Source organism: Blautia sp. ZXY-1-C6 (genome assembly GCF_056339875.1).
Genome location: NZ_JBWJVQ010000039.1, coordinates 1 through 10,880, shown reverse-complemented (window position 1 = coordinate 10,880; position 10,880 = coordinate 1). Strand labels below are relative to the sequence as shown.

At 39.8% G+C, this 10,880-nt stretch carries 11 protein-coding genes; 3 read left to right on the top strand and 8 right to left on the bottom strand.

What is annotated here, in order from left to right:
• Positions 1–415: 1,3-beta-galactosyl-N-acetylhexosamine phosphorylase N-terminal domain-containing protein (locus AC075J_RS01825; RefSeq protein WP_476389897.1), on the bottom strand; the 415-nt coding region annotated here is incomplete at its 3' end.
• A gap of 370 nt (positions 416–785) precedes the next feature.
• On the opposite strand from AC075J_RS01825, the gene AC075J_RS01820 reads away from it, so the two are divergent.
• Both AC075J_RS01820 and fliB read left to right on the top strand, forming a co-directional pair.
• Positions 786–1,625, top strand: coding sequence for an AraC family transcriptional regulator (locus AC075J_RS01820; RefSeq protein ID WP_118408894.1), 840 nt, complete (start codon positions 786–788; stop codon positions 1,623–1,625).
• A gap of 4 nt (positions 1,626–1,629) precedes the next feature.
• The gene (gene fliB / locus AC075J_RS01815; protein WP_118633034.1) at positions 1,630–2,832 is read left to right on the top strand and encodes a flagellin lysine-N-methylase; all 1,203 of its coding nucleotides are present in this window, start codon (positions 1,630–1,632) and stop codon (positions 2,830–2,832) included.
• Between the two features lie 69 nt (positions 2,833–2,901).
• On the opposite strand, the gene AC075J_RS01810 is transcribed toward fliB, so the two are convergent.
• The 4 genes from AC075J_RS01810 to AC075J_RS01795 all read right to left on the bottom strand — a co-directional run bounded on the left by AC075J_RS01810 (position 2,902) and on the right by AC075J_RS01795 (position 7,135).
• Positions 2,902–3,570, bottom strand: coding sequence for a YkgJ family cysteine cluster protein (locus AC075J_RS01810; RefSeq protein WP_118611027.1), 669 nt, complete (start codon positions 3,568–3,570; stop codon positions 2,902–2,904).
• A complete protein-coding gene (locus AC075J_RS01805) occupies positions 3,570–3,947 on the bottom strand; it encodes a DUF6483 family protein (RefSeq protein ID WP_008704036.1) in 378 nt (125 codons plus the stop codon). The genes AC075J_RS01810 and AC075J_RS01805 overlap by 1 nt, the downstream gene beginning before the upstream one ends.
• 102 nt (positions 3,948–4,049) lie before the next feature.
• On the bottom strand, positions 4,050–6,254 hold the full coding sequence (locus AC075J_RS01800; RefSeq protein WP_118633035.1) for a DNA topoisomerase III: 2,205 nt from the start codon (positions 6,252–6,254) through the stop codon (positions 4,050–4,052).
• A 212-nt stretch (positions 6,255–6,466) separates the two neighbouring features.
• Positions 6,467–7,135 (bottom strand): response regulator transcription factor, encoded by a 669-nt coding sequence (locus AC075J_RS01795; RefSeq protein ID WP_026648426.1) that lies wholly within the window; start codon positions 7,133–7,135, stop codon positions 6,467–6,469.
• 298 nt (positions 7,136–7,433) lie between these two features.
• Here AC075J_RS01795 and AC075J_RS01790 point away from each other — a divergent pair, with 298 nt between their 5' ends.
• Entirely contained in the window at positions 7,434–8,117 is a 684-nt protein-coding gene (locus AC075J_RS01790) for a phosphatase PAP2 family protein (RefSeq protein ID WP_118329897.1), read from the top strand.
• Between the two features lie 97 nt (positions 8,118–8,214).
• On the opposite strand, the gene AC075J_RS01785 is transcribed toward AC075J_RS01790, so the two are convergent.
• The 3 genes from AC075J_RS01785 to AC075J_RS01775 form a co-directional block, all read right to left on the bottom strand.
• Entirely contained in the window at positions 8,215–9,231 is a 1,017-nt protein-coding gene (locus AC075J_RS01785; RefSeq protein ID WP_118633036.1) for a glycosyltransferase family 2 protein, read from the bottom strand.
• Positions 9,228–10,286: an A/G-specific adenine glycosylase gene (gene mutY, locus AC075J_RS01780; RefSeq protein ID WP_118633037.1), complete on the bottom strand. Its 1,059-nt coding sequence runs from the start codon at positions 10,284–10,286 to the stop codon at positions 9,228–9,230. Before mutY ends, AC075J_RS01785 begins: the two co-directional genes overlap by 4 nt.
• A gap of 195 nt (positions 10,287–10,481) precedes the next feature.
• Positions 10,482–10,778, bottom strand: coding sequence for a DUF3784 domain-containing protein (locus tag AC075J_RS01775; RefSeq protein ID WP_118633038.1), 297 nt, complete (start codon positions 10,776–10,778; stop codon positions 10,482–10,484).
• Positions 10,779–10,880 lie beyond the last annotated feature (102 nt).

Sequence of the window (10,880 nt, the reverse complement as noted above, 5' to 3'; positions counted from 1 at the left end):
TCACTACATTACCGGTTTCTTCATCATAGCTCCACAGCTCTGTTGATACCGGTTCCCCGGTAGTACGGTCTATAACTTCCCACCATCTGTAGATATCATCTCTTGTATTCACCGCCAGCATATCCGGATATAAATGATCCATCAGATGAATTTTCAGCTTATCCTCTGTTGCTGTATGGAAGGATGTCATGATATACATCTGCTGGATTTCCTCAGGATGTGCCTTTGCCCATTCATTATCCTTACGGGTTGTATAATAGGTTGCATATATCTTGGAGCCAGTATCTTTTAATTCCTTCGGAAATTCTGTTCCGTCACAGTCACGAATCGCATCTGCACCCCATTCATCCAGTATCTCCAGTGTCTGTGGCACTACGTCCAGATTGGTTGGTATTGTTACACGGCCTTTTTTCATTGTTGTTTGTCTCCTCTCTGTATAAACCTGTCTTATTTTTTTACTTATCTGACCTGATTCTGCTCTTTCTTGCGCCTTATATGTTTATAGAATACGTTCTTTCCAAAACATTTTCAATTCTCTTTTTGCTTTGTTTTTTAGAAATCTTGCTGTGCGCATTGAATTATGATATTATATAAAAAATGTTATCAGAAATTTTGAAGGGAATTCTGTTTTTAGATATTATGTTCTATATTATTTTGATTTTTATTGTTTTTTTATGCATTTAGTCCAGTCGCAACAACTAAACGCAGAACAGATTCCCTCTATTATTTTTGTTCACTTTTTTATATCAGACAAAATTGCTAAATTATGGAGGCGAAATTTTTTTATGAGTACACATTCTCTTCGCTTCAGCCCTGAAGATACTACTCCACAGAAGATCACACTTCTGAATGCATCTTCTTCCCTCTATGAAGGTGACTGGCCAAGCATTCCCCACTCCCATGCCTTTACTGAATTATTCTATGTGCGGGACGGACAGGGGGAATTCCTGCTTGAGGACAAAATCTACCCCATCTCAAAGGATGACCTGATCATTGTTAACCCTCACATTAATCATACTGAAATTTCCAGGGGAAATCCTCCTCTCAGCTATTTCACAGTGGGAGTAGGCGGATTATCCTTCTCTTTTAATGATCAGAAAGAATATCGTATCTTTAACTGCCGAAAAAAGAAAACAGATCTGCTTTTTTACTTTAACTCTCTGTTCCAGGAACTGGACAATCAATCTGAAGGGTACGAAAAAATCTGTATATATATGCTTAATATCTTGATTCTTCAGCTTCGGCGAATTACAGATTCTCCTTTCGAACTGATCACAGCACAACATCCAAGCAGGGAATGTGCAAATATCAAACGTTTTCTTGATTCTAACTACGGAGAAAACATCTCTCTTGATCATCTGTCTGCCATCAGCCACCTGAACAAGTATTATCTCAGTCATGAATTTACCAAATATTATGGGATTTCTCCTATGAACTATCTAAACAGAAAGCGAATCGAGGTATGTAAAGAACTTCTGGAAAATACTGATTACGGAATTTCAGACATTGCCCATCTGACAGGATTCTCCTCTCAGAGTTATCTCTCCCAGAGCTTTCGCAAATCCTGTGGCATGACTGCAGGAACTTACCGTAAACTTAAGAAAAAAAGAAAGGATCCTATTTAATATCATGCAATACACATTTCCAAACTACTATAAAGAATTTTCCTGCATTGCAGGAGCCTGTCCGGATACCTGCTGCGCAGGATGGCAGATCGTAATTGACGATCAGACACTGAAGAAGTACCAGCACTTTAAAGGTCCGTTCCGCAATCGCCTGCACAATGATATTGACTGGAAAGAACATGTTTTCTGCCAGTATAACAGACGCTGTGCTTTTCTCAACGAAGAGAATCTGTGTGATATCTACACAGAAGCAGGACCGGAAATGTTCTGCAGAACCTGCAGAAATTATCCTAGACATATTGAAGAATTTGAAGGTCTGCGTGAGATTTCCCTGTCGCTCTCCTGTCCGGAGGCAGCAAGGATTTTACTTTCCCAAAAAGAAAAGGTACATTTTATCACAAAAGAAAAAAAGACAAAAGAAGAAGTCTATGATGACTTTGATTATTTCCTGTTCACTGCACTTATGGACACCCGTGATATGCTTATAGATATCATCCAGGACAGAGCTGTACCCATGCAGAAACGTCTGTGGAAACTTCTGGCTGCTGCACATGATTTCCAGTTATGTGTAAATAAAAATGAACTCTTTAAATGGGAAGAAATGCGAAAACGACATGAAGATTCCGGATACGGAGATAGATTTTGCAACAAAATTTACTCTCGTATAAATGCAGATAACATAGAAAACAGTTCTGCTGCATCTGCCTGCGTAAATACACCAGAACAATTATTTAAAAAAATGTGGAAAACTGTTGTCCCGGAAATGGAGGTTCTGCGCCCGGGATGGCAGGAATACTTAAAGAATTGTCTGACTCCACTGTATAATAGAAATACAGATCCGCAGTCTGACTCCGGAAATCTTTATTCCTGGCAGAAAAGTGAATTTGATTTCTCTTATCCTGACTGGCAGATTCAGGAGGAACAGCTTCTTGTTTACTGGATCTATACCTATTTCTGCGGTGCAGTTTATGATGATGAGATCTTCGCCAAGGTGAAAATGGCAGTTGTGTGCACCCTGTTCATCCATGAATTAAATGTGGGAACCTATCTGAAAAACAACCGGCAGTTTAAGCTGGATGACCAGATCCGTATCTGTTATCAGTTTTCAAGAGAACTGGAACACTCAGATCTTAACCTGAACAGATTCGAAGAATTGATGTCTGAAAAAGAGATCTTCTCTTTTGAAAATCTATTGAAGATCTGCTGATGCATACTTTTTCTGTCTTATCTGTGTCATCTGACACCTCATATAGTCAGATGACACATTTTTCAACCATCAGGCCAATGCCAGCAAATCTTTTCCTTCTTTCAGTCTCTCATAAAACTGTATGTAGAAATCCTGATTTTGATCATATGGTTTGAGATAGAATCTGTTCACCACAAAAAGGTTCAGATTTTTGATCAGGTCTGAATCCTCAGCATTGTACAGTACTTCCTGTACATCCAGCAGAAAATAATGCCAGTCATTGACAAATTTCTCATAATTTTTCAGATCCGGTGTATCGATCCATTTTTTTACCTTGATCTTACTTCTGTTTGTTTTAGGACATTCATGAATCTGAAGAATATATTTAAATCCCCCATCTTCATAAAGTCTTCCCAGAGGAAACAGCCTGCAGAAGCCTGGTCTGACAGCATGAATACTGCAGCGGCCCTCTTTATTCAGAAATACGCATTGTTCTTTTTCACCTGTCATCCGGAGATGAGGCAGGATATTTCCGTCTGATACTCCCAATTCCAGACATTCCTGCAGAAGCTGTTCCACAGGCTTCTTAAGTCCCACAGATAATCTGTGTACATCATATGGATCCAGGATCACAGAATCTCCCATTCCCTGACAGCAATCACAGCATCCTTCGCAATCATGACAGTCTGCCTTTACCATGTCATTGGAATCATATAACTTTCCGTCTGAAATCTCTTCCAGTGTCTGTTCTCTTCGCATCAGAAGGCCTCCAGTCCTGTAACGCCCCAGTCTGAAGCAAGATCTTTCATACCTTCCAGAACTTCCTCCCTTGAATATCCGTTATCATCCAGGAAATCTCCATCCATATCATTCAGATACAGATAAAAGGTCAGTGCCAGTTCCAGATAGTCTACATCATCTTCTACCATACCCATATATAATTCGTTTTCTGCTTCATTGATCTTGCCTTCTTCTGCCAGTTTCATAATTGTAGCAAAAAGCCGGTCTGCCTCTGTGTAATCTGCTTCCTTCTCCGGAAGTTTGTAATTGGGCTGCTGCTCATGAAGCAGAAGCTTCGCGATCAGTCTTCCTACGTCCTGAATATTTCTTATCATATGATCATCCTGTACTGCCATAATATTATCTTCCCTTCTTTTTTATTTTATCTGGTACATCGTTTCGTAAATAACTATACCCATCGCATAGGATACGGATTCGCAGACAAGAGAGTGATATAGTTATTCCAGTTTTAATCCTGCCAGTGCCTGTGCAAATGCATTATTCACCGGCTCCTTGGCTTCTTTCTGCTGCTGTCTCATATATTTTTGAACATCACGCTTATTGACTCCTGCTCCCTCTTTGGTTCTTCTCGCCTGAAAAGCAGAGAGCTTTTCTTTATAGCCGCAGGCACAGATAAATGTCTCTTCCTTACCTTTCACATACATTTCCATACGTTTATGACACTTGGGACAACGGGCATTGGTAGTTCTGGACAGGGTTTCTTTATAACCGCACTCTCTGTCCTGACATACAAGCATTTTTGCATTCTTTCCATTCACTGCCAGAAGCTTCTTTCCACAATTCGGGCAGATTTTGTTTGTGAGATTATCATGCCTGAAGGTTCCCTGTCCTGTTTTAATCTCATCTACGATATCACAGGTATAGTTCCTGATCTCTTTCAGGAAGGTTTCCTGTTTCATTTTCCCTTTTGCAATATTTCCAAGCTTCATTTCCCAGTCCGCTGTCAGTTCCGGTTTACGCAGTTCCTCAGGTACCAGTTCCAGAAGCTGTTTTGCCTTGGAAGTCAGATGAATTTCATTGCCTTTCTTCTCCATCAGAAAACTGTTGAACAATTTCTCAATAATATCCGCTCTTGTGGCAACTGTTCCCAGACCACCCGTTTCACCGAGAGTTTTCGCAGCTTTCGTATCATGGCTCTCCATATAACGCACCGGATTCTCCATTGCTGCAAGAAGTGTTGCTTCTGTGAATCTTGCAGGCGGCTTTGTCCTGCCTGTATTCATAGATACATTCTCTATGTGCAGTCTCTCACCTTTCTTCATCTGTGGAAGCTTCTGATCTTTCAGTGTCTGTGCATCATCAGCTGTATCCTCATCATCTTCAGTGTCGTCCGTATTTTCATACACATCTTTCCATCCGGCACTTTTTACAACTTTTCCGCCGGCAGCAAAAAGTTCTCCTGCAACAGTTCCCTCCATGCTCACCTGTTCATAAACAAAAGGTGGATACAACACACTGAGAAATCTGCGAACTACCATGTCATAAATTTTACGTTCTTCATTTGTCATATGGTCAAGCTGTACAAACTGCTCCGTAGGGATAATTGCATGATGGTCACTGACCTTTTTATCGTCCACAAAACTTCCATTTGCCCGAACTGGCTGATTCATCAGTGCACCTGCCAGTTTTCTATACGGTCCCACTGCACAGGCCTTTAATCGTTCTTTGATTGTAGGAACAATATCCTTTCCGATATATCTTGAGTCTGTTCTGGGATAAGTGAGAACTTTGTGGTTCTCGTACAAACGCTGCATAATATTCAGAGTCTGCTTTGCAGAATACCCATATTTCTGGTTTGCTTCTCTCTGAAGAGTCGTCAAGTCATACAAACCCGGTGCAAAGGTTTTCTTCTCTTTGCTGGTTATGGACGTTACCTCCACCGACTGGTTTCTGATAGCATTGAAAATTTTCTCCACACATTCTTTATTAAAAGTCCTGAAGCTCTTACTCTTTGGTTCCTTCCATGTCCAGATAATATCACCTGCTTTCAGGGTGATTCCGTAATATTCCTTCGGCTTAAATGCCCGTATCTCTTCTTCCCGTTTCGCGATCATCGCCAGAGTGGGAGTCTGTACTCGCCCGCAGGAAAGCTGGGCATTATATTTACAGGTAAGTGCCCTTGTACCGTTCATTCCCACCAGCCAGTCAGCTTCCGCTCTTGCCACAGCCGCTCTGTACAGATTATCATACTCATGTCCGTTTTTCAGATTTCCGAATCCTTCTTTGATAGCTTTGTCTGTAACTGAAGAAATCCACAGTCTGCGGATTGGTTTATGACAGTCCGCTTTGTCAAGAATCCAGCGGGCTACCAGTTCACCTTCTCTTCCGGCATCTGTGGCTATTATAATATCGTTTATGTCTTTTCTGTACAGCTGCGTTTTTACTGCATTGTACTGTTTACCGGTCTGTCGAATAACTACCAGCTTCATTCGATCCGGCATCATGGGAAGTGTGGACATTTCCCATTTCATATACTTCTTATCGTATTCCTCAGGGTCTGCCAGCGTAACAAGGTGTCCAAGCGCCCAGGTGACTACATAATCTTTTCCCTCAAGGATACCATTTCCTTTCTGTGTACAGTGAAGTACTCTGGCAATATCTCTGGCAACAGAAGGTTTCTCTGCTATTACTAATGATTTCATAAAATAAATAACTCCTTATAAAAATCTACAGTCAGGGTTTTTTGATATCCCTGACCGTTGATTTCGGGCAGCTGTCCATTCATTTTTGGCATCTGCTTATATTTAAGATGTCAGGATCAAAAGGTATTTTGTTCTGCGCCTTACAGCTCCTGCAATTCTCATATTTAAAAGTATAGCATAGATAAATTCCTGTTTCCAGCTATTCTTTAACTTTATTTCATATTAATTTTATACCCGACTCCACGAACCGTCTCCACCAGTTCACCGGCACTTCCCAGTTTTTGTCTCAGTGTTCGGATATGTACATCAACGGTTCTGCTCTCTCCGTCAAACTCATATCCCCAGACCTGATTCAGAAGCTGGGTTCTGGAAAGCACAGTTCCACTGTTTTTCAGAAGCAGACATAATACTTCATATTCTTTTAATGTAAGATTTACATTCTTTTTATCAACAGTTGCAATATGTCTGGAAGGGCAGACATAAAGGTTTCCTGTCTGATATTCTTCTGCGCCGTCATCTTCTGTTCTTCTTAATAATGCGCGGATCCTTGAGATCAGTTCCATCATGCGGAATGGTTTTGGAATATAGTCATCTGCCCCGCTGTCAAGACCTACCACTGTATCATATTCACTGCTTTTTGCTGTCAGCATGATAATAGGAAGTTTACGTGTATCCGGACGCATACGCAATTTCTTCAATATGGAAATCCCATCCTCTTCCGGCAGCATCACATCAAGGAGCAGAAGTGCAGGTTCTTCCTTTTCCAGGGCTTTCCAGAAGTGAGAAGGTCTTTCAAATCCCTTTGCCTCAAATCCCTGACTCTTCAGTGTATAGATCACCAGTTCGCGGATACTCTCATCATCTTCTACCAAATATATCATTTTTCTATTCTCCATCTACAATTATTTACTGAATACTGTAGCCAAAATCCACAGTGATCTACGGAAATAGTAAATCGTTTTCAAAGATTACTGCAATTTCTCCGACTCAGTTAAGATCAGTATAATAAAATGGAGTAAAATCTTTGTTCTGCTTTGTGTTAAAATTTTGTAAAATGCTACACTTTATTGAGAATTTTTTTATAAAATTTTTATATACTTTATGAGAAAATTTATTTGTAAAAGCAGTATGAAGATGTTATGATATGGTATGAAATAATTCTCCAAAGAAGGTGAAATTTTGAAACGTTTTATTTCCAAATATCGGCATGGACTTGTTATTGCTTTATACAGCATTATTTATATCCTGCTTTTCAGTTATCTGGAGCACAGGCCGGTTCACAGCTATCATATCGTACATACTGTATTTGATGACTGGATTCCATTTTGTGAGTTCTTTATCGTTCCTTATATGCTGTGGTTTCCATACATGATCCTGGCTGTGATTTATTTTATATTTTTTAACAAAAACAAACATGAATACTATCAGCTGGCATTTAATCTTATGATGGGAATGACTGTTTTCCTTATTGTTTCTTACGTTTATCCCAATGCTCAGCACATACGTCCCACAGAGTTTCCAAGAGACAATGTTTTTACAGATGTGGTAAAATGGCTGTACAGTACAGATACTCCTACGAATATCCTACCCAGCATTCATGTGTTTAACTCTCTTGCAATCCATATGTCGCTTACAAACTGTGAAGCACTGCGAGATAAGAAACTTATAAAAGCAGCATCTTTCACCCTGACTGCACTGATCATCATGTCTACCATGTTCCTGAAACAGCATTCTGTAATTGATGTATGCATGGGTGCAACGCTCGCATTATTTGGCTTTCTGGTTTTTTATCCAAGAAAAGTCTCCGCTCCTTCACAGACTGTCTGCTTCGGAGAAGTAAAAAGAAAAAAAAGTGAAAACTAAAAAGATTTAAAATAAAAGCAGAATCTTTGAAATACATTTTGTCTTTCAGAGATTCTGCTTTTTGCAGTTATAACAATTTTCCGCTATTTAGAGCACATCAGTTAAATCCATAAAATTTCTGGCTAATCTTGTAGGCTGCCACTGACATTTTCCTTCCACCTCTTCCCGGAAGATTCATGACTCTTCCAAAAAGACTGTGACGCAATTTTCTGTAAACCTGTTTATCCTCTGTCTTAATATACTCCAGCAGTTCTTTCTTTTTATGAAGAGACTCTTCTGTATTGGCACGTATAAGCATAATAGAGGAAATAGTTGTAATAATATCCAGGTAACTGAACATGTACTTTTTCAGGTGCTTATTTGTACTTTTGCAGTTAATATAAGCATTTACCATAAGTTTATTCACACGGATCTGCTGGTCAATTCGTTTAATCATCACTTTCTCATTCACAGACTGGTCATCTCTTCCAATAAAATAACGATAGAAGTTTACATCCAGATAATACATATTCTTTACATAAGGAAGAGGTTCAAAAGCAAAGAGGTTATCTACATAAAATGTATGCTTTGGCAGTTCCAGATTACATTCATGAAGTAATTTTGTACGATAGATCATGGAATGCATCAGAAGATATTTGCCCTTCGGCATATGTTTCACTTCTTCCCATCCAAATATTCTGTCCTGTGGCAGACATTTCCGGTACTGCATGATTTTCTTACGGGTTGCCCCCTGTTTCTCATATACGAAATTACTGATCAGAAGGTCAACTGTCTGCGGACCTCTGAGCAGTTCATATAAAGTTTTCAGAATCTGTACATATGCTTCTTTATTTACCCAGTCATCACTGTCCACTACCTTGAAATACAATCCTGTAGCATTTCTGATCCCTGAATTGACAGCTTCTCCATGACCGCCGTTTTCCTGATGAATTACCTTTACAATTGTCGGATATTTCCTGGCATAAGCATCTGCAATCTCAGCAGTTCTGTCAGAAGATCCGTCATCTATTACAAGAATCTCTACTTCTTCTCCTCCCACCAGCAATGACTCTATACAGTTCTCCATATAATCCTGTGAATTATAGCATGGAATCGCAATACTTAACAGTTTCATCTTGTTTCCTCCTTGATATACTTTGCATACGCTCCAAAAGCAGATGGAATTGCGTATTGTTTACCTGACTGTTCTTTACTTACAAAAATGAGTTCTTTATCCTGTGTTGTCTTTAGGGATGATACCTTTATTCTGTATGCCTGCATTCTCCATTCAATATGGGAGAAAATATGTTTCGCAGGCGGAAGTTCTTCTATATATAATGGATCAAGTCCCAACTCTTTTACGTACAAAAGCGCATCTTCGCTTTTTAAATGTCCCTGAATATTTGGCAGTTCATATAAGCCTGCCAAAAGTCCTTTCTCAGGTCTTTTCCTGATAGCTGTGCATTCTCCGTCCTGAATGATAAACACAGTCCTGTTGTCCTGTGTTCTGGCTTTCTTAGGTGCTTTTACAGGAATCATATCCGCTTTATCATGTCTGTGAGCCAGACAGGTAAATGCAATCGGACATTCTGCACATTTCGCCTGACCGTTGGGAACACATATCACAGCTCCCAGTTCCATCAGTGCCTGATTAAAGTCTCCCGGACAATCTGAGGGCATGATCTGCGAAACCTGCTGTTCTATTTTTCTGCGGACAGACTGCCGGCTGATGTCTTCCGTACTCTCTGTAATTCTGGAAATCACACGCAGTACATTCCCGTCTACAGCCGGAACCTTTTCCCCATATGCGATCGATGCAATGGCACCGGCTGTATAACTTCCTATTCCCTTTAACGACAAAAGTGCCTGATAATCTTCAGGCAGTCTGCCATTATATTCATCTTTTACAGTTTTCGCCGCTTCCTGCATGTTCCGAACGCGGTTATAATATCCCAGTCCCTCCCATAACTTCAGAAGTTTCTCTTCAGGACATTCCGCCAGTGACTGAATATCCGGGAGTTCTGTGATAAATCTCTGAAAATAGGGTTTCACTGCCTCCACTCTGGTTTGCTGCAGCATAATCTCCGACACCCATGTATAATAAGCATTGTCCTTATCTCTCCATGGAAGAATCCTCTTATTATCCCTGTACCATTTTACCAGAGGCTGCACAATCTCTTCAAGTACCATAATTTATCTTTTCCTCGTTTATTTACTGTTCACTCCATTCTCAGTAACGCCGCCAAAATTCATTTCAGATTACCTGTGGCAATTGGATTTTGGCCTGTATGTCATTTTATCACAAAACAGGAAAAAACGCTAATACATAAAAATAAAAAGGACCGTACACATTTTACCGTATCTCGATCCTTCTTGCCTTATTCATTATTTTTTACATTTTAATCTCAAATAACACACAAGCCCGACAATAATGATCAGAAGTGCTGCTATGTAAGCTATTTTAAAGGCCAGTGATGTAGTAAAAAGATCTATAGCAGAAACAACGCCAATCAAAATAAGCGCAACTCCACTTGCTTTTGCCATCTTCTCTTCATCATAAAGCTTTTTACTGATGTCCGAGTTTCCACCTTTCAGGAAAATATCCCCATGTCCTGTCAGAAGCATTATTCCTACTATGAAAGCGGCAATTGTCAGTATGATGTTTAAAGAATCAAAATTCATAACCTTCCCCTTTCTTTCTGCATTTTACCATACAGAACCTTTTTTCTTTTTATAGAAATCCGGGACTATTGTTTCGTATACAATGATCCCGGAATATCCATA

What these genes read in the sequence shown, in the direction of transcription:
- fliB (WP_118633034.1), top strand. Translation starts at nt 1,630, where the DNA reads ATGCAATACACATTTCCAAACTACTATAAAGAATTTTCCTGCATTGCA.
- AC075J_RS01800 (WP_118633035.1), bottom strand. Translation starts at nt 6,254, where the DNA reads ATGAAATCATTAGTAATAGCAGAGAAACCTTCTGTTGCCAGAGATATT.
- mutY (WP_118633037.1), bottom strand. Translation starts at nt 10,286, where the DNA reads ATGGTACTTGAAGAGATTGTGCAGCCTCTGGTAAAATGGTACAGGGAT.
- AC075J_RS01795 (WP_026648426.1), bottom strand. Translation starts at nt 7,135, where the DNA reads ATGATATATTTGGTAGAAGATGATGAGAGTATCCGCGAACTGGTGATC.
- AC075J_RS01805 (WP_008704036.1), bottom strand. Translation starts at nt 3,947, where the DNA reads ATGGCAGTACAGGATGATCATATGATAAGAAATATTCAGGACGTAGGA.
- AC075J_RS01785 (WP_118633036.1), bottom strand. Translation starts at nt 9,231, where the DNA reads ATGAAACTGTTAAGTATTGCGATTCCATGCTATAATTCACAGGATTAT.
- AC075J_RS01775 (WP_118633038.1), bottom strand. Translation starts at nt 10,778, where the DNA reads ATGAATTTTGATTCTTTAAACATCATACTGACAATTGCCGCTTTCATA.
- AC075J_RS01810 (WP_118611027.1), bottom strand. Translation starts at nt 3,570, where the DNA reads ATGCGAAGAGAACAGACACTGGAAGAGATTTCAGACGGAAAGTTATAT.
- AC075J_RS01820 (WP_118408894.1), top strand. Translation starts at nt 786, where the DNA reads ATGAGTACACATTCTCTTCGCTTCAGCCCTGAAGATACTACTCCACAG.